This window comes from Marinifilum fragile, from assembly GCF_963677365.1.
Lineage (GTDB): Bacteria > Bacteroidota > Bacteroidia > Bacteroidales > Marinifilaceae > Marinifilum > Marinifilum fragile.
This window is the reverse complement of record NZ_OY781962.1, coordinates 4457484-4483444: the sequence shown is the minus strand read 5'-3', so window position 1 is coordinate 4483444 and position 25961 is coordinate 4457484. Positions and strand designations below refer to the sequence as shown.

The window sequence follows — 25961 nt, the reverse complement described above, 5'->3', positions numbered from 1 at the left end:
GAATAAATGGATTACAATTCAAACAGGAAACACCTTGTACTTCCTGAATATGGGCGAAACGTTCAGAAAATGGTTGACTTTGCTCTAACTGTGGAAGACAGAGAAGAAAGAAATAAAGTAGCCAAAAGCATTATCGCTGTTATGGGTAACATGTATCCACACCTAAGAGATGTTAGCGATTTCAGACACAAACTTTGGGATCACCTTGCCTTGATGTCGGATTTTAACTTGGATATTGATTCTCCTTTTGAAACTCCAACTAAAGAGAAATTGTCTGAAAAACCAGAAAAAGTTCCTTACAAAAATGAGCGAATTAAATATCGCCACTACGGTAAAACAATTGAATCCTTAATTGCCAAGGCAATCGAAATGGAAGATCAGAAAGAAAAAGAGGCTTTGATTTTAATGATTGCAAACCACATGAAAAAATCTTACATCAACTGGAACAAGGACAGTGTACCTGATGATAAGATTTTTCAAGATATCGCGGAACTTTCGAATGGAGAGCTTATTGTTCCGGAAGAATTAAAATTGCGCGAAGCCAGAGATAAAGATTTCGCTCAGAAAAATAAGCCACGCAAAAAAAATACTGGCGGACATCGAAACGATCATCGCAAACACAACAAAAATAGATAATTATAGAAAGCCGGTTTTTTTACCGGCTTTTTTATACAACATGCTTAATATTTCCATTTTTTCCTTCACTTTTATGGTTATCTTTAGGCTATCATTCACACCAAAACACATTCCAAATGAGCACTTTTGAAATAGTTGGAGGTCAACCACTAAAAGGTGAACTAACTCCACAGGGAGCAAAGAATGAAGCTTTACAAATTCTTTGTGCGACATTATTAACCAACGAAAAAGTAACAATTCACAACATACCTAATATTCTTGATGTAAATAAATTAATAGAGCTTTTATCTGATTTAGGAGTTCAGGTATCTCAAGAATCAAAGAACAGCTATACTTTTAAAGCCGAAAATGTAAATCTAGAATATCTAAATTCGCCTGAATTTGTAAAAAAAGGATCTTCTCTTCGTGGTTCCATCATGATTATCGGTCCTCTTTTGGCTCGATTTGGTAAAGGATACATTCCTCGCCCCGGTGGAGATAAAATTGGGCGCAGAAGGTTAGATACCCACTTTATTGGTTTTCAAAAATTGGGTGCAGAATTCAATTTCAATCAGGGAGAAAACTTCTACCGAGTTGAAGCTAAAAGGTTAAAAGGCACTTACATGCTTCTTGATGAAGCTTCGGTTACCGGAACTGCAAATATTATTATGGCAGCGGTGTTGGCCGAAGGAACCACAACAATTTACAATGCAGCCTGTGAGCCATACATCCAACAATTGTGTAGAATGTTAATTTCCATGGGAGCAAAAATAACAGGAGTTGGCTCTAATCTTCTTGAAATTGAAGGTGTTGAAAAACTAGGTGGATGCGAACACAAAATTCTGCCAGATATGATTGAAATTGGTAGTTTTATTGGATTGGCTGCCATGACAAAATCTGAAATCACCATTAAAAATGTTGCCTATAAAGAATTAGGTATGATTCCAGATGCATTTCGCAGATTGGGAATTAAAATGGAACTTCGAGGCGATGACATCTTCATTCCGAGACAAGAAAACTATGAAATCGAGACTTTTATTGATGGTTCAATATTAACTATTGCTGATGCTCCTTGGCCAGGATTAACCCCAGATTTATTGAGTGTATTTTTAGTTGTAGCTACTCAAGCCAAAGGAAGCGTATTGATTCACCAAAAAATGTTCGAAAGTCGTTTGTTCTTTACGGATAAGTTAATTGATATGGGTGCACAAATTATTCTTTGTGATCCTCACCGTGCAACGGTTATTGGTTTAAACCAAGAAAATCAATTGCGCCCAACCGTCATGGTTTCGCCTGACATTCGTGCAGGTGTTGCCTTGCTAATTGCTGCTTTATCAGCCGAAGGAAAGAGTACAATTCACAATATCGATCAGATTGATAGAGGTTACGAAAACATTGATTTAAGACTGAATGCCATAGGTGCAAATATCAAACGAATTGTTAATTAACTATTCCTTAACAGTTTAAATAATTGGATATATCTATTTTGGATTTACAAATTAGACAGATTATTAATAGTTAACTAAAACGCATATGAAAAAGTTTAAATATACATTTCTACTGTTAGCATTTTTGTTCTCAATTTCAGCCTTTGCAGGAAATAAAACTAAAGAAGGTTTTAATGTTGGAGATAAGCTTCCTGATATTGTTGCCAAATCAGTTAATGGAAAGAATTTGAAATTAAGTGATTTAAAAGGAAAAGTTGTCTTGGTTGATTTTTGGGCATCATGGTGTCCTCCATGTAGAGCGGAAAATCCAACACTTGTAAATGCATACAATCAATTTAAAAATGCTGAGTTCAAAAATGGCAGTGGATTCGAAATCTATAGCTTTTCTTTGGATAAAAAGTTAGCGAGCTGGAAAGCAGCCATTTCAAAAGATCAATTGAATTGGAAATATCACGTTAGCGAATTAAAAGGTTGGCACTCTCCGACTTCAAATCAGTTTGGAATTAATTCAATCCCAGCAAATTTCTTAATTGATGGTAATGGAATTATTCTTGCAAAAAACCTTAGAGGAGAAAACTTGGACCATTTTCTGCATCAATACAGAAAAAAATAATAACAAAAAACTGCATAAACTAAAGCCGATAATCAATTTGTGATTACCGGCTTTTTTATTCTCCTGTATGTTAACAAAAGTTTAGTTCGATTGAATCATTAAAAATTCCTTTAACTCATCAGTTTGATATCCTTTCTCATCCAACCAGCGAATAGCTTTAGGAACGTCTCTAAACACTTGCGTTTGCACATTGGTGTTATTCATATAAAAAGAAAATATATAGGCTTGAACAATTTGTAAAAATCTAGGCTGAATAATTACCGCATTGTACTCGTAATGAAGTGAATTACTAATTCTTTTTATGGCTTCATTTACCTGTCTGGCTAGTTTTGGACTAGAAAGAATTAACTCCGTAAGATCACAAATTGAGGAAAAGTGATCATGCGGATACTCTTCAAGCATTTCATCAATGGTTTTGATAAAAAAATCAACGGCTTCCTGATCCTGCATTCCTTTCACCTTCAAGTATGCAACATCCTTGTGTAACCGAATACAAAAGTCGCTTGTGTCAATTTTAATTTCCATACACATAGAATAACTCTACTAAATATAATTAAAAGATATCTTTTATGAAAATCCATTATGAATTAAACTTCTACTATTGACTGACTCCTATGTCCTAAATTTTATTTCCATTTTAAATGTCCAAACTGAAAAAATGCACTTTCCCTGCACTATTTTTCCCTGCAAGTTGAAATTTTTCCTTTTTCATATCATCTAATTGTATAATTATCTGCATGAAAAGACATGAAAAAGGAAATTATTACAGTTTCAAATTCTATCTTTGTGCCAATTTGTCGTAAAGACACAGATTGGCAGATTATTTGTTTATTATTGCCGTGTTTAATTAGAACGCTAAAAATCATTGAAAAATGACAAAAGATACAAGCAAATCAAAAAAAGAAGAATTGGAAGAAAAGGATTTGGAAACTAAGGTAGAACAGCCTGTTGAAGAGAAAGAGGTAAAAGAAGAACCAAAGGCTGAAAAGAAAGAAAAAAAGAAATCGGCTAAAGAGAAAAAGGCTGACGAAATAGAAGAACTTGGCGCAAAACTTCAGGATATCAACGACAAGTACATGCGTTTATCCGCTGAGTTCGACAACTATAGAAAAAGAACCTTAAAAGAGAAAATGGAGCTTACCAAATCGGCAGGCGAAAAAATCCTTGTTAACGTTCTTCCTGTAATGGATAACTTCGAAAGAGCATTACAATCTATAGATGAAGCAAAAGATGTAGAAGCTTTAAAAGAAGGTGTTTATTTGATTTATAACAATTTCAAAGATTTCATTTCGCAAAATGGAGTTAAAGAAATTGAGGCTATTAATAAAGAATTTGATACCGACATTCACGAAGCAATCACAAAAATTCCTGCACCATCAGAGGATTTGAAAGGTAAAGTTGTTGATTGCGTTGAGAAAGGATATACTTTGAACGAAAAAGTGATCCGTTTCTCAAAAGTTGTTGTAGGAGAATAGTTCTCCGAATCCTAATTCTAAGTTGAAAAAAGATGTCGAAAAGAGATTATTATGAGGTATTAGGGGTTTCAAAATCTGCCTCGGAAGCCGAATTAAAAAAAGCATATCGTAAAAAAGCGATTCAGTTTCATCCTGACAAAAATCCAGATAATAAGGAAGCTGAAGAAAAATTCAAGGAAGCTGCTGAAGCATATGAAGTTTTAAGCAATCCTGAAAAACGTCAACGTTACGATCAATTTGGCCATGCCGGAATGGGCGGAGCTGCCGGAGGTGGTTTCGGTGGCGGAATGAACATGGAGGATATTTTCTCGCACTTTGGAGATATTTTCGGTGGCGGATCTTTCTTTGGTGGCGGATTTGGCGGCGGTGGCCGCAGTTCGCGACGAGTAAACCGTGGCAGCAACCTTAGAGTAAAAGTAAAATTGACCTTAAAGGAAATTGCCGAAGGTGTTGAGAAGAAAATTAAAGTTAAAAAATACGTTGAGTGTAACTCATGTAACGGCTCGGGAGCCAAAGATGGTTCTTCTTTCTCAACTTGTTCAACTTGTAATGGTTCAGGACAAGTTACCAGAATACAGAATACCATTTTAGGACAAATGCAAACCTCATCTACGTGTCCTTCATGTAACGGCGAAGGTAAGATGATTACCAACAAATGTACTAGCTGTGCCGGTGAAGGTATTGTTCGTGATGAAGAAATTATCTCAATTAACATTCCAGCTGGTGTTGCAGAAGGCATGCAACTTTCGGTTAGTGGAAAAGGTAATGCAGCTCGTCGTGGTGGAATTAATGGTGACCTGTTAATTCTGATTCAGGAAGAAGAGCATCCAGAATTGGTTCGCGATGAAAATGACTTACTTTACAACTTGTTTATTAGCATTCCTGACTCGATCTTGGGAACTGCAGTTGAGATTCCTACAATCGAAAACAAGGTGAAGGTGAAAATTGATGGAGGTACTCAGCCTGGTAAGATTTTACGATTGAGGGGAAAAGGTCTTCCTGATGTAAATGGATACGGCAGAGGCGATCTGTTGGTTAAGATTAACGTTTGGGTTCCAAACAATGTGAGCAAGGAAGAGAAGAAGGTTTTGGAGAAACTTCAAAACTCTGAATCATTCAAACCACAACCAACATCACAAGAAAAAAGCTTCTTCAAGAAAGTAAGAAACTTCTTCGAATAGATGTAAAAAATAATGATCAACCCCGGCAGAAATGTCGGGGTTTCTTTTTATCCGAAAGTTACATCGATAAAAAAACAAGTTAAAACTTGTACCATCTTCTTTATATCGATTTTTTATGTAGACATCATTATAAATTGTGTATTTTAGATTTCAGTTCTAATAGAGTGTCACTAACCAAAACTATAATTCATGACATTTTTCGAAGCAAAAGATCTTGTTAAGCAATATGCAGGACATAAAGCACTTAACAAGGTAAGCATATCTGTTCCGAAAGGCAGCATATTTGGTTTACTTGGTCCGAATGGAGCGGGTAAAACAACACTGATTCGTATTATTAATCAAATCACGGGTCCTGATGCAGGACAAGTGTTTTTTAACGGCCAGCCATTAAAACCTGAAGATGTAAAACGCATTGGTTACCTACCTGAAGAAAGAGGTTTATACAAAAAAATGAAAGTTGGCGAGCAAGCTGTTTACCTTGCTCAGTTAAAAGGCATGAGCCAAAAAGAAGCCACCAAGAAATTAAAAGCCTGGTTTGATAAGTTTGACATTTTACCTTGGTGGGATAAGAAAGTAGAAGAGCTTTCAAAAGGGATGGCCCAAAAAGTACAGTTTATTGTTACCATTCTTCATGAGCCTGAATTATTGATTTTTGATGAGCCTTTCAGTGGTTTTGACCCGATTAATGCCAATTTGTTGAAAAAAGAAATCCTTGAATTGAGAGATAAGGGAGCTACCATCATATTTTCAACTCACAATATGGGTTCGGTTGAAGAGATCTGCGATCATATAGCTTTAATCAACAAATCAGAAAAAATTCTTGATGGTCCGGTGGAGCAAATCAAGAAGAAATACAGGACCAACACCTACGAGATTAATTACATCGGTGAATTCGACAAGTTGGATCAGGTTCTTAAGAGTGATTTCGAGATTATTGACCAGCAAAAAGGAATTGAGTTCAACACACTTAAGATCAAATTGAATAATGGATCTACTTCCAATGAACTCTTGGAACAAATTCTGCCCTATTTGAACATTGTTTCCTTCCGTGAAATCATTCCAAACATGAATGATATTTTCATTAGAGTAGTAAAAGAAAGCAAAACTATCTAACCACAAGATTTATAAAATGAACAAGATATTTATCATTATACAAAGAGAATACCTTTCTCGCGTAAAGAAAAGGTCATTCCTGATTCTTACCTTTCTTACTCCATTGTTGATTGCAGGAATTTATGCTTTCATGATTTGGATGATGTTGAAAGATGATACTGAAAAGAGAACTATTGCGGTTTTAAACGAATCGGAATTGGTTGAACCTGTTCAAAGCAGCGAATTTACAACATACAGCTACTTACAAAACACTACTTTCGAAGATGTAAAAAGCAGTATGGAGAAAAATGGATATTATGCCATTTTGGTAATTCCTAAAAACATTCTACAAACTAAAACCGCTGAATTATTTTCGCACAAACAGGTAACTATCGAAGTCAAGTCAAGTGTTGGCAGTCAAATCAGGCAACACATCGAAAAGCTGAAACGAGCAAAAATTATCGCTGAAGCTAATATGCCCAATTTGGAAGAAAAATTAGCTGCAACCAAAACACCTATCTCTATGCGAACCATTAAGTTCGGAGAAGATGGCGAAATTAAACAAAGTTCTACCGAGATTGCCATGGGAATTGGTTTCGCTGCCAGCTTCATTATTTACATGTTTATTTTCATGTATGGAGTACAGGTAATGAGAGGTGTTATCGAAGAAAAAAGTAATCGTATTGTTGAGGTAATTATTTCATCCGTTAAGCCATTCCAACTAATGATGGGAAAAATTGTTGGCGTTGCAATGGTTGGATTGACCCAATTCATTATGTGGGTTGTATTAACTGGCATCATAATTACGGTTGGTTCAGCATTGGTTCTGCCAGGCGTTGACATGGAAGCATTGCAACAAGCAAAGACGGTAGCTGAACTACCTGCAGGTGCAGCTTCTTTAGATGCTGGTCAGTTAAAAATGGCTCAGGATATTCTAGGAACTTTCGACTTTGCCTATGTTGCGGGTATAATTGGTGCATTTATTTTCTTCTTTTTAGGTGGATATTTATTGTACTCAGCATTATTTGCAGCAGTTGGTAGTGCAGTTGATAATGAAACCGAAACACAGCAATTTATGCTACCTATTACAATTCCTTTGATTCTTGCTTTGTACATAGGTTTTGCCGTGGCAAAAAATCCAGAGAGTAGTTTGGCCTTTTGGGGATCTATTATCCCATTTACCTCGCCAATAGTAATGTTGGTTCGAATTCCTTTTGGGGTTCCTATTTGGGAATTACTCCTATCCATGTTAGTACTAATCGGAACATTCCTATTAATCACATGGATAGCCGCCAAAATATATCGAACTGGTATATTGATGTATGGAAAGAAAGTTTCCTACAAAGAAATTTGGAAGTGGTTGAGATATCACAACTAACAAATGTTGTATCCCATTTAAATTTCAGTCCCGATATTTATCGGGAGAGTTTTTAGCGAAACTGTCAAATATTAAATTGAAATGCCTCTTTTGAGGCATTTTTCATAAATTTGAAGTTAGGCACAATTTTTGAAGGTGATGAATCGTGTCTTTTATCAGTATTTACTAGACATTGACAAAAGTTATTATTCTTAAACAAAGATTTTACTATCTTCGATAATGAATCTAATCCTAAGACCTAGGTTAGATCGCTTTCACTTAAAACTTTAACCTTAATTTATGCAAAAGAAACGGATTTCTGTAATTGATTTAGGAACCAATACATTTAATTTATTGGTAGCAGAATGGAGCGAAGGGAAGCATCCTAACATCCTACACCGTTCGAAGTACCCTACCAAAATTGGCAAGGGAGGAATTAATCAAAATAAAATAACCGACGAAGCGATTCAAAGAGCGAAAAATGCTTTTGAAGAAATGAATCGCATTTCAGAAGAATATAATTCTAGCGAAAAAATTGCATTCGCCACTTCAGCCATTCGGTCAGCGGAAAATGGAGAAGAATTCGTCCGATTAATAGAAGAAAACTATCAAGTAAATATTGAAATCATTTCGGGAGAACGCGAGGCTGATTTAATCTATTCAGGCACAAAAAATGGTGTTGCATTAAATCACGAAGCTGTTGCTATTCTTGATATTGGAGGTGGTAGCAATGAAATTATTATTGCCAATAACGAAAAAGTATTCTGGAAAAAAAGTTATCCATTGGGAATGACCCGATTGCTTGAAATGTTTACGCCTTCGGATCCTATGACAAAAGGAGATATTGCCAAGGTAGATGAGTACTTAAAAGAGCAATTGCCCGACTTATTTGAAGCACTTGAACTTCACAACGTAAAAACCTTAATCGGTTCATCTGGATCATTTGATACTTTCAAACAAATCCTTATGGCTGATGGCTATTCAACAAATGGATTGCCAGAATCTCAATTCGAAATCAAGCTAAAAGATTTCTTCCGCTTGCATCAAAGTTTTTTAAACTCAAGCCTGGAAGAAAGAAAAAATATGAAAGGTATGGATCCAGTTCGAGTTGAGTTAATGGTGATGGCAAGTATTTTTATTAATCATCTGGTAAAAGAAGCTGGTTTTAGTAAATTGTACCAATCTTCATATGCTTTAAAAGAAGGTGCTTTGTTTGAGCACATTGAAAAAAACACTAATTAACAGCTGCAGCTGTAGAATCAAAAAAATAGCTATGTCTAAAATTCTGATCATTGATGACGAAAGAAGTATTCGCAATACTTTGAAAGAAATTCTAAGTTATGAAAGCTACGACATCAGCCTTGCCGAAGATGGCATTGCTGGTTTGGAAATGGCCAAAAATGATGAATTCGATGTTATTTTATGCGACATTAAAATGCCACAGATGGATGGTATTGAAGTGCTGGACAAAATACAGGAATTGGCCATTGACACTCCAGTCATCATGATTTCGGGTCATGGAAACATCGATACTGCAGTTGAAGCAATTAAGAAAGGAGCATTCGATTTTATTGAAAAGCCTCTTGATCTAAATAGAATTCTGATTACCATCCGTAATGCGATGGACAAATCAAAGCTGATTACGGAAACCAAAGTTCTGAAAAGAAAAGTCAGTAAAAAATATGAAATGATTGGTGAGGCTGATGCAATTCAGGATGTAAATCAGATGATTGATAAGGTAGCACCAACCGATGCCAGAGTTCTAATCACAGGACCAAATGGAACCGGAAAAGAATTGGTTGCACATCGAATCCACGAACAAAGCAATCGCTGTAAAAGTCCATTTATCGAAGTAAATTGTGCTGCTATTCCTTCAGAACTGATCGAAAGTGAATTGTTTGGCCATGAAAAAGGATCTTTTACTTCTGCGATTAAACAGCGAAAAGGCAAATTTGAATTGGCCGATGGAGGTACTCTTTTCCTTGATGAAATTGGCGATATGAGTTTATCTGCCCAAGCAAAAGTATTAAGAGCTTTGCAGGAAAATAGAATTACCCGTGTTGGTGGTGATAAAGAAATTAAAGTAAATGTTCGTGTAATTGCCGCAACCAATAAAAATTTGAAAGAAGAAATCGAGAACAACAATTTTCGTGAAGACTTGTATCATCGCTTAAGTGTGATTTTGATTGAGGTTCCTTCTTTGAACGACAGAATTGATGACATTCCTCTGCTTGCAAATCATTTTATTGATATGATTTGTGGAGAAATGGGATTGCCTGTTAAAGGAATTGATGAAGCTGCAATTGAAGAGCTAAAAAATATCAATTACACGGGAAATATTCGCGAGTTTAGAAACATTATCGAACGATTAATCATCCTGGGACAGGATAGCATTAGTGTTGACGATGTGAAAGCATATACCAAATCAGCAAATTAATCATGAGAATTGAATCAGATTTTATTGGTAAAAGAGAGATTCCCAAAGATGCACTTTGGGGAATTCATTCTCTTCGTGCAAAGGAGAATTTTCCGGACAACACCCAATTTCATAAAGAATGGTATATGGCTGTTGGGGTTGTAAAACAAGCCTGTTACAAAACTTACCTTGATTTTCTGAAGGGAATCGATCGTAAGTTTCCAAATCAGGAATTTCCTTTTCAATTGTTGGCTAAAAATCTGATTGAAAACTTAAGTAATGCCGCAGATGAAATAAATCTGGGTGAGCATTTTGATCATTTCATTGTGCCTGCCATACAAGGTGGTGCTGGAACCAGCATCAACATGAATGTGAATGAAATTATCGCCAACAGGACTTTGCAACAAGCTGGTGAAAATTGTGGTGATTACGATAAAGTGGATCCATTCGAGCATGCCAATGTGTTCCAATCTACCAATGATGTAATTCCAACATCGCTAAAAGTTGCAGCAATTCGTTTGCTTCAGGAACTGGAAGAGTCGATAAACAACTTGCGTTTACAGGTCGAAAAAACAGAAAGTAATTACCGAAACGTATTGCGCATTGGATACACACAAATGCAAGCTGCTGTTCCATCCTCATACGATAAACTGTTTAGCACATACAACAATGCTTTGTCGCGAGATTGGTGGAGAGTTTCCAAATGTTTCGAAAGAATTAAGGAGGTGAATCTTGGTGGTGGAGCAATTGGAACGGGTTTATCTATCCCACGATTTTTTATTATGGAAGTAGTGCCAAATCTGCGCAAGCTGACAGGTTTACCAATTACGCGTTCAGAAAACTTATCGGATGCAACTGCAAATCAAGATGGATTTGTTGAAGTTCATGCAACACTGAAAGCACATGCTGTAAATTTGGAAAAAATGGTTGCCGATCTTCGACTTTTAGGTTCTGATCTTTTTAAGAACAAAGAACTTCACTTGCCTCAAAAACAAGTTGGTAGTTCCATTATGCCTGGAAAAGTAAATCCGGTCATTCCTGAATTTGTAATCAGCACCGCTCATAAGGTGTATTCTAACGATGTAATGATTAGCAATCTGTCAGGACAAGGCTGCCTGGAATTAAATGCGTATTTGCCTTCTATTGGTCATGCCTTGCTAGATAGCATCAAATTACTGATTGCTGCAAACAATACACTTACCCAGAATCTATTCAAAGAACTAGAGATACAGTCAAATTTAACTGAAGAAAATGTGCTTTATAATCCTTCGGTAGCCACAGCCCTTTCTCCATACATCGGATATCACAAGGCTGCTAAACTGGCTAAAGAGATGAAGAAAAACTCTTGTACAATACTAGAAGCCAACAACAAGCTTGAAATGCTTTCGAATGATAAAATAAAAGAGCTGATTACTCCTGAAGAATTATTAAAATTAGGATTCATTTTAAGCGAAACAATTAATACTAAATAACTGATAACTGTTCATTGGTAACTGTTTACTGATAACTGATCACTTTAAAACATGGGAAGAGAACGTCGTCCGCATATTGGAATTTTTGGTAGAAGAAATAACGGGAAAAGTACATTAATCAACTTCCTTGCTGGTCAGGATATTGCTATTGTTTCTGATGTAGCAGGAACTACCACTGATCCAGTTAAAAAATCTTTTGAAATTACTGGTTTCGGACCTGTTATTTTAATTGATACAGCCGGGATTGATGATACTGGTGAATTGGGAAAAAAGCGAATCCTTAAAACCAACCAGGCCATAAAAACCATCGATTTGGCCATTCTGGTCATTACCAAAAATACGTTTGGCGATTTTGAAGAAGGTTTGATTGAAAAGTTCAAGAAACAAGATGTTCCTTTTATTGCCGTTCATAATAAAGAAGATTTAGAGCTATTGCATCAGGAAACTTTAGGGAAACTAAATGAAGCAGGAGCTAAAGAGGTTTTGCATTTTAATTCGCTTAACGGTGACATTGAACCTATCGTAAAAAGCATCAAGAAAACCATTCCTGAGTCAGCATTTACAACACCATCGCTTCTTGGCGATTTGATTTCCTATGGTGATATTGTTTTATTGATCACTCCTATTGATATCGAAGCGCCTGAGGGAAGATTGATTCTACCTCAAGTGCAAGCCATTCGTGATATTCTGGACAACGATGCAATCTGTATCGTTTTGAAAGAACGTGAAGTGGATGCATTTCTACGTAAAACCGGAATCAAACCCAAACTCGTAGTTACCGATAGCCAGGTATTCCTGAAAGCTGGAGCTTCTATCCCTTCTGATATTGCCCTGACCAGTTTTAGCATTATGCTGGCGCATTTCAAAGGCAATTTTTCTGCTTATCTTCAAGGAACACCAAAAATTTCGGAGCTGAAAGATGGTGACAAAATTCTACTTCTGGAAAGTTGTACTCACCACACTTCGTGCGATGATATTGGAAGAGTAAAGATTCCTCGCTGGATCTCGAATTACACGGGTAAACAACTTGAATTTGTTGTGATAGCTGGTTTGGATGAAATCCCAGGAGAGATATCGGACTATGCATTGTTAATTCAGTGTGGTGGATGTATGATTACTCCTAAACAATTGGGCAACCGCTTGCAACCTGCCATAGATGCCGGAATTCCGGTTACCAACTACGGTATGGCCATTGCCTATGTGCAAGGAATCTACAACCGAGCAGTTGCTCCTTTTGCCAAAATTGAAGATTCTTCATTGGATTATCTGTAATATTTGAACCGTTTCAACATCAACTTTTAATATTAAAAGTTAAGCTTTCCACGTCTTAACATGAAGTTTCAGTATTAAAAGCTGAGGTTTTAACGTTAAAACTTGAGGTTTCAACATTGGCAGCTGATGTTTTAATGTTGAAACATGAAGTTTCAATATTGAAAGTTGAGCTTTCAACGTTTTTTGCTGTCATTTTAGCTCAATGGGACATCATTTTTCATTAAAAGTTGAAGTTTTAACGTTAAAACATCAACTATCAACATTACAAGTTCAGGTTTCAAGACTGAAAGCTTAGCTTACGATATTAAAACCTGAACTTTTCACATTGAAATATCAACCTGCAACATTAAACAGACAGGATTCAACATTAAAAGTTCAATTAAAAAAGTGAAATGATGAATTTTCAACGGAGCCATTCAAACTCATTCATTTATATTGATTTTATAAACAACTCCTCTTTCTTTCAAATATTGAAATACGAAATTAAAGCAATCAGGATCTTTCCCTAGAAATTCAGGAGGATTGATTCCTTTGCGAGAGTATTTGCCTTTCAGCAAAATATTGGCAACTGCAGTACAGGTATATCCTGTAGTTCTCGCCATGGATGTAAATCCTTTTTCTTCATCAAACTGATCGAACAAATCATATACAATGGTTTTATTTAAGCCATTTTGAAATCCTTCTACCTCTACCCTCATCACCGTAAACTCTTTCTCGCCTGGTTTCAACTTCCATTTTGAAAATAGCAACTTTGAAGTTAAATCAATTGGCTTGATTTTCACACCATCAATATTAATCTTCTCGTGAGAAAAATAGCCAGTATCTCTCAACACTCTCAAATACTCAATGGTTCCTGGATAACGCAATGTTTTTTCAATCATATTGGGAACATTCATGGTTTTAATCAAACTGCGCAATCCGTCAGAATTCCATGCCTCCAGTGTTCCTATATTTTCAAAATAGATCAATTCCGGATCCGACAAAGCCTCCCGTATAACAATATCACCATTTTGAACATATCGAGCGGGCCTGGTATATTCCTCAATCACATCAATCGGAGAAAAAACTGCCCGATACTCCCAGGGCCACTCTCTCTTAAATGGTAAACCGCCCACCAGACATCTAAAACTTTGCACCCTCATTTTTTCATTGTGGTAACCTAAAATCAAGTTACCCATTCCAGGAGCAACACCACAATCCGTAACAATGCAACAGCCATTATTTTTGGCGAGGTCATCCAATTCAAAAGCATCTTCGGCGAAAAAGGAGATATCCACCATATTTTTTCCAGCCTCAATTACTTCCCGAACTACACTATACCCCATATTTCCAGGAACAGCACCAACTACCAAATCAGAATCTGCCACTAAGTTCCGAACCGTGCCAGCAACCGAAAAATCAGCCTTCTTGGTCTTAATTTTAGAATGCCTGGCCAATTGTTCCAATGCATTCGCATCATGATCAACCGTGGTTACAGCAAAAGATTCACTTAAATCAATAGCAATTAGTTTCCCAACCAATCCAGCTCCTAATACAGTTATTTTTTTCATGCTATGATTATTTAATTATAATGATTACTAATGAAGTTATTGTCTAACAAGTTCGATGTCATCCAATACACCTGGAAACAAACCAATATCATATGATACAATTATTGTTTATTTCATTTTCATACTGATTTAGGATCCAGATTATTAATATATGAGAGATATAAGGTAAGGCTATAGAAAAAAACAAATAGAGAAAAAAAAATTTCAAAAATTTCAAAGCCACCAAACATTGAAGAGATTAGGAGAAAAAAAACAAATGGAAAAAGGCTTGGATATGGAAATATGAGTTTGAATCTCGGTGTTCGAAAACTACGACGTGGAATCCACCCAAATAAACACAATGTGAATAATACAATTGCAGATAAAGGATAAACTATAGGAAAATAAAGATTGAATATGTTATGCAAATTCAATTCAGATTGATAGTTTACCTCTCTAATTGCCATTGGAGTTTCCACATTGAAAATCCTCTGCCCCCAGCTTATTTCTTCAAATGCTATAAATAAAATTAAAACAGAAAAGACCGCAAAAAGAGTATTAGTAGCTTTTATTGGAAGCTTGTACTTGATTCTTCTTAGGTAAAAGACTAGAATAAGAATCAGTCCGGAAAAAAATAGCAGAAAAAAAGTAAAATACTCAAAAAGTCCATCTTCATCCAACAAAAGATTAACCAAATAGCTTTTCTCTAAATAGGTCATCATTAACAATGGGAATCCAATAATTGCAGATGCTATTATTAAGTTTCGATGGTATTTTGCAAGTACATTTTTTTCATAATTCTCTCCCAGAAAAAAAATCCTCATCCTTGTGGGAAAAAAAACACATTCTAACCTGGATCCTAATTTCGTATAGATTAATACAAAAACACTAAACCATAAACCAAAACCAATATTTAAATATGCCTGAATTATATTATTCAACCCCAACAATCCAGTGCGTATATAACCATCAGGTGATAAATTTGCTTCTACAAAAGAAAAGGATGCCTCAGCAATTTCAAGAGAAAAGATGCGCAATAAAACTAATATTACAAGACAAACAACCATTATTGTATTCTTCACATTTAAATAATTTCTTCTTGTATTCATCACCTAATCTCCTTTTACAATAACACTTTTCAATAATAATTTACAAAGATTTTAGAATAGGTGAATAAAAATCTTGAATATTTACAGCACACAATCACTATTTAAATCTTAAACTTCCATAGTATTAGACTAAATATTTTCAATCAAAACTGAATATTCTCCTTCGCGGTAAACCGTTACATAATTCAAATTGGTATATTTGATTATAAATTTTCATAAAAAAATCTAACTTTAATTAGAACTGGATTTACACAAGAATCTCTAACATCTTAATACTTATACAATGAACAAAGTAATTTGTCTTTTTCTGCTTTCTATCACTTTAACAATTCCTATACATGCTCAACAAAAAACTTTCACCCTTCAAGGAATGATTGGGGGGCTTCAGGAAGAATATATTTACCTCTACAAGCATGATGGTGAAACCAAAGAATTAATCGATTCTGTTAAAACCAAAAATGGAGAATTTAAATTTGAATCACCCTGTGAACAAGCCTTTGTTGCTGAATTCATGGTAGCAGGCCGAAAAGCTGGAAAAGCATTCCTGTCTCCAACAAAAATGAGCTTATTTGTTCACAAGAAGGATATGAACCACAAATTTTTGATTGGCAAACTAAAAGGTTCTCCAGCGCAAGACAGATATAAAGATTTTCAATCAAAACTAGCCGAAAACAATAAGCAAAAATTAAAAATTGCTGAAAACCTGGAAATTCCGGAAATACAATCGGATTCGATTAAAAAAAATCAATTCATGAAGGAATATGCCAGATTAAATCAATTCAAAGATGAATATTACTACAAATATGCATCTTCACCAGTTATTGCTTACCTGATATACCAGGAATACTTTGCTGCAAAACGAAGCCTGGAATATATAAAAGAGCAATTGAAAACCTTAAAGTTGGCTAATCCCAATGGAATGTATGTTAACAACTTACAAAAAAGGGTTAATATCATTGAAACACTTCAAAACAAAGGACAATTTCCTGAAATAAAGACTAAGACCCTGGATGGTAAAGAATACCAACTCTCACAGCATAAAGGGAAACCTATATTGCTATACATTTGGAGATGCTGGTTCCCTGATCGAGCTCAAGAATATTATAATGGAATTAAAGATATCACAAACACTTTTCCTTCATTAGAAGTTGTTAACATCATTAGATATTCATCATTTGCAAGAGTAAGGATTCCTGGAACCACTAAAAGCAAAGCTTGGCATCCCGAATCCAGACCTGAATTAAATTGTATAGAAATTGGAAGCTTAGACCAGAACGTTGAAGTAGTGCGATACTTGGATAGAGGTTTCAATGCATTCCTACTTGATAAAGATGGTAAAATCATATATCATCAAGATGAGCTGAATACTGAAGTACTAAAATCTCAGATCTTAAAACATCTTTCAAACCTATAGTATTTATTATCAATTTCGATTAACTATATTTAGCACTTTGATAAAAGAGACTAAAGAAATTTAACTATGCCCGATAATTTACTGAAAAACAAAGCCAATTTTGGCACCATGCCAGTTTTCCTAACTGCCATTTCAACCATTTTAGGGGCAATTTTGTTCCTTCGTTTTGGTTGGGCTGTTGGTAATGTTGGATTTATTGGAGTAATTGGAATCATTATTTTAGGTCATTTAGTTACCATTCCTACGGCCATGGCAGTTGCTGAGATTGCAACCAACCAAAAAGTATTAGGTGGAGGGGCCTACTATATCATTTCCCGATCGTTTGGTTTAAATATTGGCGCTGCAATTGGAATTACCCTCTATCTTTCTCAGGCAATCTCGGTGGCCTTCTATATTATTGCTTTTGCCGAAGCTTTTGATCCAGCAATTCAGTGGCTGGCTGACAATTATGGCATTTTAATTTACGATAAAAGAGCCATTAGTATTCCAACTATGACTATTTTGGCTGGTTTATTTCTTTATCGCGGAGCAAACATGGGAATGAAGGCTTTGTATGTTGTAGTAGCAACTCTAGGTCTTTCCTTATTCATGTTTTTTATCGGAACTCCAGAAAATGCGCCTACCGAAATGGTTTTAGACGCCACCATTGAAAACCCAAAGGGTTTCTTTTATGTGTTTACCATTGTTTTTCCAGCATTTACAGGCTTAGCAGCTGGCTTAGGTCTATCTGGGGATTTAAAAAACCCCAGAAAATCGATCCCAAGAGGAACCATTTGGGCGACCGTTGGTGGATTATTGATTTACATTTGGGCAGCGTACAAATTTACTGTGTCTGCAAGTCCTGAAGACTTGGCTAGCGATCAATTGATCATGAGAAAGATTGCCATTTGGGGCCCAATTATTCCTATTGGATTGGCTGCAGCATCACTTTCTTCGGCATTGGGTTCAATAATGGTTGCTCCAAGAACCCTTCAGGCAATTGGTTTAGATGATATTTTCCCTCAAAAGGGACTAAATAAATGGTTAAAATCAGAAAGTAAAAAAAATAATGAACCTATTAATGCTTCGGTGATTTCCATAGCCATTGCATTCGTTTTTGTTTTTATTGGCGATGTTGATTTTGTTGCTCAGATTATTTCCATGTTCTTCATGGTAACCTATGGCGCCATTTGCATCATCTCCTTCCTTGAACATTTTGCAGCAGATCCTTCATACCGTCCAACCTTCCGTTCTAAGTGGTATTTATCCTTAATGGGAGCAGTTCTTTCGGTTTGGATCATGTTCCAGATGAATATGACTTATGCCATATTATCATTAATGATTATGGGCGGTATCTACTATGGAATAAATGTAAGCACAAAAGAAAACAGAGGTTTAGCGAAACTATTCCGGGGTGTAGTTTTCCAGCTAAGTCGCCACTTGCAAATATTCGCACAACGAGCCGAAAAAGGAGATCGTGAACTAAGCTGGAGACCTTTTGCCATTTGTATTTCGCAAGATTCTTTTAAGCGCAGGTCAGCATTCGATTTGTTAAGATGGATTTCCTACAAATATGGTTTTGGAACCTATATTCATTTCCTGGAAGGATTCTTAAATGAGAAAACCAATGAAGAATCGAAACAGGTAATGAACAAATTGATTAACCTTGCTTCTGGCAGTAAAAATCGAGTTTATCTGGATACGATTATTTCTCCATCCATGACTTCGGCAATTGCCCAGGTAATGCAGTTGTCTGGAATATCCGGACATGGGTACAACACCATACTGTTCGAATTTTCGAGAACAGAATCAGAAAGATTGAATTATGTGATTGACAATTACAAACTGCTGGAATCAACTCATTTCGATGTTTGTATTTTGAATACATCCTATAAAGGATTTGGCTACCAAAAAGAAATACATGTTTGGATTGGTGCCAACGATTTGGAAAATGCAAACTTGATGATTCTTCTGGCCTATATCATTCAAGGACATCCTGATTGGAAGAAAGGAACCATTAAGATTTTTGCAATCTATCCGGAAGATCAGCTAGAAAATCAGAAGGAAAAACTACTGGCCTTGATCAAATCGGGTCGATTACCAATCTCTCCTAGCAATATCCAGTTGATTAATGCCAACTACGCCAACAAAAAACAGGTAATCATGTCGAAATCCATGGATGCTGATTTAAGTATTCTTGGTTTTAACCATGAAGAAGTAGTCGAAGAAGGTGTTGATTTGTTTACTGGCTTTGAAGATATGGGTAACATACTTTTTGTGAGTTCATACAAAGAAATTAAAATTAAGTAATGACTGATTTTATAAAAGTTACCGATGATTTGGGTCGAGAGGTAAACATTCCCTTTCCGCCCAATAGAATCATTTCTGCAGTTCCATCAACAACTGAGTTTTTATTCGATTTGGGATTGGAAGGCAAAGTAATTTCTCGCACCAAGTTTTGTAGATATCCGAAAGAAAAGATTGAAAAATTACCTAATATCGGAGGCCCTAAAAACTTGTATGTTGATAAAATCAACCTCCTGAATCCTGATTTGATTCTGGTTAACGAAGAAGAAAACAACAAAGCACAGGTTGAAGCTTTAATGGAAGATTTTCCCGTGTATGTTAGTAAGGTTCGAAACTACGAAGAAGCTCTACAAAATATTTTAAACACGGGTAAGATAACAGGTACAGAGCCTAAGGCTTTCGAAATTACAAATAAGATACGAGCTGGTTTTGCTAAAATTCCTAAGAATGAAAATCCGTTAAAAGTTTTATACCTGGTATGGAGAAAGCCTTTCATGGGAGTGGGCAAAAATTCTTTTATTAACTCAATGTTGGAAATGTGTGGATTTGAGAACATTCTACCTGATCCACAAGAAAGATATCCAAACCTGACAGCGGAAGAGATAAAAGAACTAAATCCTGAATTGGTACTGCTTTCTTCAGAACCATATCCATTCGAGGAAGCCAACATCAAAGAAATTAGAGACATTCTACCCAATGCTAAAATTGAATTGGTAGATGGAGAGATGTTCTCATGGTATGAATCACACATGCTGCAAGCAGCAGATTATTTTATAAACTTGATTAAAAAAATTAAAGCAGAATAATTCTTTCTATTTTTGCTTTAAAAATTACATTTAAATGGAACGCATTGCTATTTTTCCCGGATCATTCGATCCTTTTACTATCGGACACGAATCTATTGTGACCCGGGCATTACCTCTATTCGATAAAATTATTATTGCAATAGGATATAACTCTGAAAAGAGACAGTTTTTCCCAATCGAAAAACGCATTCAATGGATTAAAGAAGCTTTTCAAAACAATCCAAAAATTGAAGTAGAAACTTTCGAAGGACTTACCGTTGAGTATTGCAAATCGAAAAATGCACAATTTATTTTAAGAGGTTTGAGAACCGCTGCCGACTTTGAGTACGAGCGTGCCATTGCTCAAATCAATAAAAAAATGGTTTACGAGTTGGAATCGATCTTCTTGTTAACCACTCCTGAACATACCATGATTACATCAACCATTGTTCGCGATATTATTCGTCATGGCGGCGATGCTTCTCAGTTTTTACCAGAAGTAACAGATCCTGATGCATACAAACTAAATCTATAAACCATGTCAAGAATAAGCAAAACTGTTTTAATTCTCGCTTTATTAACGGCACTTTGGATGCTTTTAGCTCCTAATTATTTGCGAACAAGTCTTATTTATTGGTATGCCAATATCGATGATTACAAGATTTTCGAAAATAAAGACGTTAATGTTGCCGATGGCATAGAATGGAAAGAATCCGATGCATACAATAAATATGAATTAGACAGTTCGGATAGAGAGTATCTGGAAAACCACGAAACAGTTGCTTATTTGATCATACAGGACGGTAAAGTTTTATACGAAGAATATTGGGATGGATACGATGCCGATTCACATTCCAATATTTTTTCTGCGACAAAAAGTATCGTAAGCCTTTTAATTGGAATTGCCATTGACGAAGGAAAAATCAAATCGGTTGATGAACCAATTGGGAATTACCTGAAGGAATTTGCCAATGATGTACGTGGTAAAATAACCATTAAAGACCTGCTTACCATGAGTTCAGGTTTAGATTGGGACGAAGCTTATAGTAGTCCTACATCTGTTACCACAAAGGCATACTATGGTAAGAAACTAAGAAAGGTCAGTACAGATCAGCAATTGATCGAAAAGCCAGGAGTTCGTTTCAGATATCAAAGTGGAAATACACAGCTATTGGCTTTTATTGTGGAAGAAGCAACTGGCGAAACCATTGCAAAATACGCCGAGCATACCCTATGGAAACCAATGCATGCTGTAAATACTGCACTTTGGAGTTTGGATAAAAAAGATGGCGACGAAAAATCGTTCTGTTGTTTTAATACCAATGCTCGCGATGCAGCTCGTTTTGGTCAATTGGTATTGAACAAAGGTTCCTGGAACGGAAAACAATTGGTATCAGAACAATATATAACCGATGCAACTAGTGCAGCCGATTATTTATTGAATGAAGAAAAAACAGCAGCACTAGACTTCTATGGATATCAATATTGGATTCTTCCTTACAAAAACATGAACATTCCATACATGCGTGGTCATCTCGGACAATACATTTACACTATTGCGGAGAAAAACGCAGTTGTGGTTCGCTTTGGTAAAGCAAAAGATGAAATTAAGCAAGGACAAATTACCATGGATATACCAAAGTATATTGACATCGCTCTAAAAATTCTGAAATAGAAAACCTCTGAAAGTTTCACTATGAAAAATCTGTTTTTTATTGCCTTTTGCTTGATCATTTCCTTTACTACCAGCGCCGAAAAAGTAGTTCTGTCAGGAACAGCAAAATCTTATGCAGGAAGTACTATTAGTATCATGTATCATACTGATGCATTTACTTATACAAGCAAGAGAATTACCGATTTTAAAGTGGATGAAAATGGTGATTATTCTGTCGAGTTTGATATAGATAACACTCAACTAATTTATCTTCCTTTGGATGTATACAAAGGTTTCTTGTATGTTGAGCCAGGTAAAAAATATGAGCTAAGCTTACCTCCTAAGCAAGAGTTAAGTCCAGCGCAAAAGCTAAATCCTTTTTTCGAAGCCGATGAGTTAATGCTTGGAGTTGCCAACGCAAATTCAAACGAATTGAATAGAATGATTCGTACACTGGATGACAAAATGGATTCCTTTATCAATCAGAACTTTTACAAGATTTACAGAAAAAAAGAGAAATCGGAAGGGATTCAATTCTCCGAACAGCTAAAACAGGAATTTGGCAGCATAAAAGATGAGTATTTTACTGAATATTTTCGCTATCGATTGGGATTTTTGGAGTTCTTATCGAACCCAAATGATTTCCTAAAAATTGAGAATGATTTTTTCAAGAATCAGAAAATTCAACTGAATAATCCCGCCTATATGAGTCTGTACAAAAAGCAGTATGGAAACTTTTTTAACGGATATTTTAAGCAGAAAGAAAGTTTGGCATTAAGCAGTGCTTACCAAGCCCAAAACACATATGCCAAAATCAAGGAATTAATGCAAAAATATCCAGCCTATGTAAATACTCAATTGCTGGATATGATCATTGCAACATCCACCTTTGATTCCTATACCAGGAAATTTATTGGAAAAGCAAAAACACTTTCTATCCTACAAGAGATCATCAAAGCATCGAACAACAATTACAACAAAAACCTTTGCCGCAACTACATTGCCAAGATTACTCACCTGCAGAAAAACTACCCTGCTCCCGATTTTAATCTGGGCGGAGTTCAGTTGGCCGATTTCAAAGGAAAATACCTGTACCTGAATTTCTGTAACACACAATCTTACCCTTGCTTGCAAGATTTTAAAGAGATTGAAAAACTAAAACAACAATTCGGACAACAGATTGAGTTCTTAAGCATTGTTTGCGATTGGGATGTGAAAAAATGGATGGAATTCTCTAAAAACAACAAGTATTCCTGGAAATTTGTGCCTATTGGTAATCAGCATCAATTAATTCATGAGTACAAAGTGAAAGCTTTTCCAAGCTATATTCTAATCGATCCGAAAGGAAATATTGTAAAAGCTCCTGCACAGGCACCAAAAGAATACATCCATTTGGAGTTCATTAAAATTGCTAGGGATGCTGCCAGAAAATCACAAAAAAAGAATTAAAAAACCACCACTTTAAAAAGTGATGGTTTATATCCTTTAAGCTTTAACCAACTTTTTGGTTTTTAATTTCAACTCAACTGGTGTTATATTTCTTAGATTATCTGAAACCGGACATCTGTCCTCGATTGCTTCCATCCATTTTGTCAACTCTTCTTCACTAGCATCACAATCTGGCTCAATCGATACCTCTATTGCCTTGTATCCGGCTCTATCCGCAAAAGATTTACCAAATAATCTATTAGGATTTAGCTCTCCTGCCATCTTAATTTTCACCGAACGCAATTCAATGTTCATTTCATTGGCAATAACATGAGCCATTACATTAATACATCCACAGAAAGCTGCCAGGATATACTCCACTGGATTGGCTCCGTCATTGGTTCCACCTAATTCTGCTGGTTCATCAATAACAATCTCAAACCCTCGTGCTTTTACAACCGTTTTGGTAGGGTTTTCACTATGAGCATTAACTCTAAATTTTAAATCTGACATCTTGTTCTATACTTATTTAAATTGTTCCTCAAAAATGCTCCATCTCTGCAATACAGAAAATTATTAGTCGATGTATAGTTTCACTATATTTGGTGCAATTTAATATCAATTTTAGCCAGTAAATTCCTTGAAAAAATGAATATTGAATATCTAACCAAAGGGCAACAAGATAAACATGAGTCAATTAGCGCAAAAGACTGCTTTAACGCTTTAACTCCTGATCAAAAAAAGATGGTGGAAAATTCCACCACACTACTTCAATTTGCCAAAGGTGAGACCATAATCAAACAAGGATATGTAGCTTCGCACATCCTTTTTTTGGAAAAAGGCATCACCAAAGTTGATGTAAGCAACGATTCAAAAATTTTCACAGTCGGAATATTGGGAAGTGGTTCTTTTATAGGCTTACCCTGTAGCTTTGCTTGTAAAAGTTTTGATTTTTCGGCAGTTGCCTTGGAGGAAGCAAGCATTCAAATGATAAATATGGATGTTTTCCAAAGCTTGTTAAAGGAGAATGGAGAATTTGCGCTAAAACTCGTACGCCACATGTCCTTAAGCACAAGTACGATGTTGCATCGAACTTGTCGAATTTCCGGGAAAAATGTTGAAGGATCATTGGCTTTTATTCTTCAGGAACTAAGCAATATTTATGCTAGTCCAAGCTTCACATTGCCAGTAACTCGTATTGGACTTGCATCATTGGCTGGTTGCTCTAAAGAAAGTGTTATCAATTCACTCACCAGGTTTCATAACGATGGTATTATTAAAATTGCAGAGAAAAGAGTATCAATACTAAAACCAGATCTACTTGATTTGATTGTGAAGAATGGATAATTGATTTTCATGAGCGCTGCCCAAAAATCACATCGGCCTTCGCATTTTCAAAAGGCGCTTTTCAAAAATAAGCTCCGCTGCGGAAAATTTTCTCAAATCTGCGCATTTTTTTGGCATGATTGAAGATTTTAAGCAATGCCTACTCATTTTGAAGCCACGCTGCGCAAAAATATGTCCCGCTGCACACTTTTCTCATCGCGCTGCGGTTTTTTGAGGTCCGCTGCGGCAAAATATGCCAAATCTGCACACTTTTAAGCTGCGCTTCGTCAAAAGTTGCCACGCTGCGGACTTCTAAGCTGCGCTGCACCAAATTTAGGTGCGCTGCGCTTATTTTGCCCGCGCTGCGCATTTTTGCCTAGCCTGCGTGGGGCTTTCAAAGGATTTTATAAAAAATCCCGGCTACACTTTCATGCAACCGGGAGTACAAAAGGTTATTTGTAAGAAGACATCATTTAAACTATTTTGTAATACTTTCTTCTTGTTCCTCTCTTTCCTCTCTTAATTTGCGGAAATATGCAGAGGAGTATTTCTCCAATCGTTCCTCATCTTCCCAGAATACATATTTACCGTATTCACATATCTGGTCAACTGCCTCTTTAAGATATACGTAAGCACGATCTCTCATCTCTTTGCTTGGTTTATCGTTCTCGTCTCTCTCTCCATTAATGGCACTAAGCAATGGCCCCATGCTGTTGGACAATTCCAAAGCCTTTTCCAGTTTTGTATTGTCAAAACCAATATCGAGCAAAGCTTGGGAGCTGGCTGTTCCTAATACATGCAAATCACTAAAATCCTGAACCATATCACCATATCCACTACCCTCAGCAATTTTATCTACCACCTTTTTTCCTTCTTCATCATTGCGATAAGCAAATTTAAAATCATGAATCAATACCCTGTGTAAGGCTATGGCATCTTCCGATAGCAATTTCCAATCTTTTTCAGCTATGCTTTTGGCTTCCGACTCTTTGGTCCATAACGATTGTGCATGACGCAAAGCTCCTATTCTAATTGGTAGGCTGTTAATGTATTCTTCCTTTAAACCTGCTGCTACAAGCTTGTCTTTATCTTGTGTAGCATAATGTTTTTTGTCTTCTGCTTCTACAATATAAGTATTAACAGGCATTCCAGGTTTGCTAACTTCATTTGCAGATATAGCAAGTAAACTTTCTTTAATCGATTCGTAGTTTTCTTGATTAGTCATTGGTTTATTATTTTAGATTTAAAAACATAAAACACTTAGAATTTAAACCTTTAAACGTAACTTTACAAATTTTAAATAAACATTACGTTTATTTTAAAAATAAACTATAAACAAAACTTAAGTATAATGGGCGATAGCTAAGATTTATTGATGAAAATGTTTTACAACACATAGCAAACGCGGGTTACTTTTTAACTATAAAATGAATAAAGAGATGTAACGATCATTTAAAAACCAAATTATTATGAGAAAAGTATTAATTAT

23 protein-coding genes are annotated in these 25961 nt (G+C 35.8%); 18 read left to right on the top strand and 5 right to left on the bottom strand.

Going from position 1 to position 25961, the window contains the following annotated elements; all coding sequences use genetic code 11:
• Positions 1–6: 6 nt before the first annotated feature.
• From ACKPCA_RS18115 to ACKPCA_RS18105, 3 genes are all read left to right on the top strand, one after another.
• Positions 7–636 (top strand): DUF4290 domain-containing protein, encoded by a 630-nt coding sequence (locus ACKPCA_RS18115; protein ID WP_054713996.1) that lies wholly within the window; start codon positions 7–9, stop codon positions 634–636.
• A 116-nt stretch (positions 637–752) separates the two neighbouring features.
• On the top strand, positions 753–2063 hold the full coding sequence (murA, locus tag ACKPCA_RS18110; protein ID WP_054713993.1) for a UDP-N-acetylglucosamine 1-carboxyvinyltransferase: 1311 nt from the start codon (positions 753–755) through the stop codon (positions 2061–2063).
• 85 nt (positions 2064–2148) lie between these two features.
• Positions 2149–2676 (top strand): TlpA family protein disulfide reductase, encoded by a 528-nt coding sequence (locus ACKPCA_RS18105; protein ID WP_321280323.1) that lies wholly within the window; start codon positions 2149–2151, stop codon positions 2674–2676.
• An 81-nt stretch (positions 2677–2757) separates the two neighbouring features.
• On the opposite strand, the gene ACKPCA_RS18100 is transcribed toward ACKPCA_RS18105, so the two are convergent.
• Positions 2758–3201 carry a hypothetical protein gene (locus ACKPCA_RS18100; protein WP_321280322.1) on the bottom strand — a complete coding sequence of 148 codons (444 nt, stop codon included), beginning with the start codon at positions 3199–3201 and terminating at the stop codon, positions 2758–2760.
• 347 nt (positions 3202–3548) lie between these two features.
• Between ACKPCA_RS18100 and ACKPCA_RS18095 the strand changes: the two genes are divergently transcribed.
• From ACKPCA_RS18095 to hydF, 8 genes are all read left to right on the top strand, one after another.
• Positions 3549–4151 carry a nucleotide exchange factor GrpE gene (locus tag ACKPCA_RS18095; RefSeq protein WP_054713985.1) on the top strand — a complete coding sequence of 201 codons (603 nt, stop codon included), beginning with the start codon at positions 3549–3551 and terminating at the stop codon, positions 4149–4151.
• Between the two features lie 32 nt (positions 4152–4183).
• Complete coding sequence (gene dnaJ / locus ACKPCA_RS18090; protein WP_321280321.1) at positions 4184–5332, top strand: molecular chaperone DnaJ; 1149 nt, start codon at positions 4184–4186, stop codon at positions 5330–5332.
• A 189-nt stretch (positions 5333–5521) separates the two neighbouring features.
• A complete protein-coding gene (locus ACKPCA_RS18085) occupies positions 5522–6445 on the top strand; it encodes an ABC transporter ATP-binding protein (RefSeq protein ID WP_054713978.1) in 924 nt (307 codons plus the stop codon).
• 16 nt (positions 6446–6461) lie between these two features.
• The gene (locus tag ACKPCA_RS18080) at positions 6462–7802 is read left to right on the top strand and encodes an ABC transporter permease (protein WP_321280320.1); all 1341 of its coding nucleotides are present in this window, start codon (positions 6462–6464) and stop codon (positions 7800–7802) included.
• Between the two features lie 279 nt (positions 7803–8081).
• Entirely contained in the window at positions 8082–9023 is a 942-nt protein-coding gene (locus ACKPCA_RS18075; protein WP_054713973.1) for a Ppx/GppA phosphatase family protein, read from the top strand.
• Positions 9024–9054: 31 nt separating this feature from the next.
• On the top strand, positions 9055–10218 hold the full coding sequence (locus ACKPCA_RS18070) for a sigma-54-dependent transcriptional regulator (protein WP_054713970.1): 1164 nt from the start codon (positions 9055–9057) through the stop codon (positions 10216–10218).
• 2 nt (positions 10219–10220) lie between these two features.
• On the top strand, positions 10221–11669 hold the full coding sequence (locus ACKPCA_RS18065) for a lyase family protein (protein WP_321280319.1): 1449 nt from the start codon (positions 10221–10223) through the stop codon (positions 11667–11669).
• A gap of 51 nt (positions 11670–11720) precedes the next feature.
• Positions 11721–12941 (top strand): [FeFe] hydrogenase H-cluster maturation GTPase HydF, encoded by a 1221-nt coding sequence (gene hydF / locus ACKPCA_RS18060; protein ID WP_321280318.1) that lies wholly within the window; start codon positions 11721–11723, stop codon positions 12939–12941.
• Between the two features lie 422 nt (positions 12942–13363).
• On the opposite strand, the gene ACKPCA_RS18055 is transcribed toward hydF, so the two are convergent.
• Positions 13364–14491: a saccharopine dehydrogenase family protein gene (locus ACKPCA_RS18055; protein ID WP_321280317.1), complete on the bottom strand. Its 1128-nt coding sequence runs from the start codon at positions 14489–14491 to the stop codon at positions 13364–13366.
• A gap of 119 nt (positions 14492–14610) precedes the next feature.
• Entirely contained in the window at positions 14611–15579 is a 969-nt protein-coding gene (locus ACKPCA_RS18050) for a hypothetical protein (RefSeq protein ID WP_321280316.1), read from the bottom strand.
• Positions 15580–15862: 283 nt separating this feature from the next.
• Between ACKPCA_RS18050 and ACKPCA_RS18045 the strand changes: the two genes are divergently transcribed.
• The 6 genes from ACKPCA_RS18045 to ACKPCA_RS18020 all read left to right on the top strand — a co-directional run bounded on the left by ACKPCA_RS18045 (position 15863) and on the right by ACKPCA_RS18020 (position 23167).
• Positions 15863–16993 (top strand): DUF4369 domain-containing protein, encoded by a 1131-nt coding sequence (locus ACKPCA_RS18045; protein ID WP_321280315.1) that lies wholly within the window; start codon positions 15863–15865, stop codon positions 16991–16993.
• Between the two features lie 66 nt (positions 16994–17059).
• A complete protein-coding gene (locus ACKPCA_RS18040; protein ID WP_321280314.1) occupies positions 17060–19282 on the top strand; it encodes an APC family permease in 2223 nt (740 codons plus the stop codon).
• Positions 19282–20085: an ABC transporter substrate-binding protein gene (locus ACKPCA_RS18035; RefSeq protein WP_321280313.1), complete on the top strand. Its 804-nt coding sequence runs from the start codon at positions 19282–19284 to the stop codon at positions 20083–20085. Before ACKPCA_RS18040 ends, ACKPCA_RS18035 begins: the two co-directional genes overlap by 1 nt.
• 34 nt (positions 20086–20119) lie before the next feature.
• Positions 20120–20599, top strand: coding sequence for a pantetheine-phosphate adenylyltransferase (gene coaD / locus ACKPCA_RS18030; RefSeq protein WP_054713948.1), 480 nt, complete (start codon positions 20120–20122; stop codon positions 20597–20599).
• Between the two features lie 3 nt (positions 20600–20602).
• Positions 20603–21739: a serine hydrolase domain-containing protein gene (locus ACKPCA_RS18025; protein ID WP_321280312.1), complete on the top strand. Its 1137-nt coding sequence runs from the start codon at positions 20603–20605 to the stop codon at positions 21737–21739.
• Positions 21740–21760: 21 nt separating this feature from the next.
• Positions 21761–23167: a TlpA family protein disulfide reductase gene (locus ACKPCA_RS18020; protein ID WP_321280311.1), complete on the top strand. Its 1407-nt coding sequence runs from the start codon at positions 21761–21763 to the stop codon at positions 23165–23167.
• Positions 23168–23203: 36 nt separating this feature from the next.
• On the opposite strand, the gene ACKPCA_RS18015 is transcribed toward ACKPCA_RS18020, so the two are convergent.
• On the bottom strand, positions 23204–23659 hold the full coding sequence (locus ACKPCA_RS18015; RefSeq protein ID WP_321280310.1) for an OsmC family protein: 456 nt from the start codon (positions 23657–23659) through the stop codon (positions 23204–23206).
• Between the two features lie 135 nt (positions 23660–23794).
• On the opposite strand from ACKPCA_RS18015, the gene ACKPCA_RS18010 reads away from it, so the two are divergent.
• Positions 23795–24493 carry a Crp/Fnr family transcriptional regulator gene (locus tag ACKPCA_RS18010; RefSeq protein WP_321280309.1) on the top strand — a complete coding sequence of 233 codons (699 nt, stop codon included), beginning with the start codon at positions 23795–23797 and terminating at the stop codon, positions 24491–24493.
• 457 nt (positions 24494–24950) lie between these two features.
• On the opposite strand, the gene ACKPCA_RS18005 is transcribed toward ACKPCA_RS18010, so the two are convergent.
• Positions 24951–25697 (bottom strand): hypothetical protein, encoded by a 747-nt coding sequence (locus ACKPCA_RS18005; protein WP_321280308.1) that lies wholly within the window; start codon positions 25695–25697, stop codon positions 24951–24953.
• Between the last annotated feature and the right edge of the window lie 264 nt (positions 25698–25961).

What these genes read in the sequence shown, in the direction of transcription:
- ACKPCA_RS18115 (WP_054713996.1), top strand. Translation starts at nt 7, where the DNA reads ATGGATTACAATTCAAACAGGAAACACCTTGTACTTCCTGAATATGGG.
- murA (WP_054713993.1), top strand. Translation starts at nt 753, where the DNA reads ATGAGCACTTTTGAAATAGTTGGAGGTCAACCACTAAAAGGTGAACTA.
- ACKPCA_RS18105 (WP_321280323.1), top strand. Translation starts at nt 2,149, where the DNA reads ATGAAAAAGTTTAAATATACATTTCTACTGTTAGCATTTTTGTTCTCA.
- ACKPCA_RS18100 (WP_321280322.1), bottom strand. Translation starts at nt 3,201, where the DNA reads ATGGAAATTAAAATTGACACAAGCGACTTTTGTATTCGGTTACACAAG.
- ACKPCA_RS18095 (WP_054713985.1), top strand. Translation starts at nt 3,549, where the DNA reads ATGACAAAAGATACAAGCAAATCAAAAAAAGAAGAATTGGAAGAAAAG.
- dnaJ (WP_321280321.1), top strand. Translation starts at nt 4,184, where the DNA reads ATGTCGAAAAGAGATTATTATGAGGTATTAGGGGTTTCAAAATCTGCC.
- ACKPCA_RS18085 (WP_054713978.1), top strand. Translation starts at nt 5,522, where the DNA reads ATGACATTTTTCGAAGCAAAAGATCTTGTTAAGCAATATGCAGGACAT.
- ACKPCA_RS18080 (WP_321280320.1), top strand. Translation starts at nt 6,462, where the DNA reads ATGAACAAGATATTTATCATTATACAAAGAGAATACCTTTCTCGCGTA.
- ACKPCA_RS18075 (WP_054713973.1), top strand. Translation starts at nt 8,082, where the DNA reads ATGCAAAAGAAACGGATTTCTGTAATTGATTTAGGAACCAATACATTT.
- ACKPCA_RS18070 (WP_054713970.1), top strand. Translation starts at nt 9,055, where the DNA reads ATGTCTAAAATTCTGATCATTGATGACGAAAGAAGTATTCGCAATACT.
- ACKPCA_RS18065 (WP_321280319.1), top strand. Translation starts at nt 10,221, where the DNA reads ATGAGAATTGAATCAGATTTTATTGGTAAAAGAGAGATTCCCAAAGAT.
- hydF (WP_321280318.1), top strand. Translation starts at nt 11,721, where the DNA reads ATGGGAAGAGAACGTCGTCCGCATATTGGAATTTTTGGTAGAAGAAAT.
- ACKPCA_RS18055 (WP_321280317.1), bottom strand. Translation starts at nt 14,491, where the DNA reads ATGAAAAAAATAACTGTATTAGGAGCTGGATTGGTTGGGAAACTAATT.
- ACKPCA_RS18050 (WP_321280316.1), bottom strand. Translation starts at nt 15,579, where the DNA reads ATGAATACAAGAAGAAATTATTTAAATGTGAAGAATACAATAATGGTT.
- ACKPCA_RS18045 (WP_321280315.1), top strand. Translation starts at nt 15,863, where the DNA reads ATGAACAAAGTAATTTGTCTTTTTCTGCTTTCTATCACTTTAACAATT.
- ACKPCA_RS18040 (WP_321280314.1), top strand. Translation starts at nt 17,060, where the DNA reads ATGCCCGATAATTTACTGAAAAACAAAGCCAATTTTGGCACCATGCCA.
- ACKPCA_RS18035 (WP_321280313.1), top strand. Translation starts at nt 19,282, where the DNA reads ATGACTGATTTTATAAAAGTTACCGATGATTTGGGTCGAGAGGTAAAC.
- coaD (WP_054713948.1), top strand. Translation starts at nt 20,120, where the DNA reads ATGGAACGCATTGCTATTTTTCCCGGATCATTCGATCCTTTTACTATC.
- ACKPCA_RS18025 (WP_321280312.1), top strand. Translation starts at nt 20,603, where the DNA reads ATGTCAAGAATAAGCAAAACTGTTTTAATTCTCGCTTTATTAACGGCA.
- ACKPCA_RS18020 (WP_321280311.1), top strand. Translation starts at nt 21,761, where the DNA reads ATGAAAAATCTGTTTTTTATTGCCTTTTGCTTGATCATTTCCTTTACT.
- ACKPCA_RS18015 (WP_321280310.1), bottom strand. Translation starts at nt 23,659, where the DNA reads ATGTCAGATTTAAAATTTAGAGTTAATGCTCATAGTGAAAACCCTACC.
- ACKPCA_RS18010 (WP_321280309.1), top strand. Translation starts at nt 23,795, where the DNA reads ATGAATATTGAATATCTAACCAAAGGGCAACAAGATAAACATGAGTCA.
- ACKPCA_RS18005 (WP_321280308.1), bottom strand. Translation starts at nt 25,697, where the DNA reads ATGACTAATCAAGAAAACTACGAATCGATTAAAGAAAGTTTACTTGCT.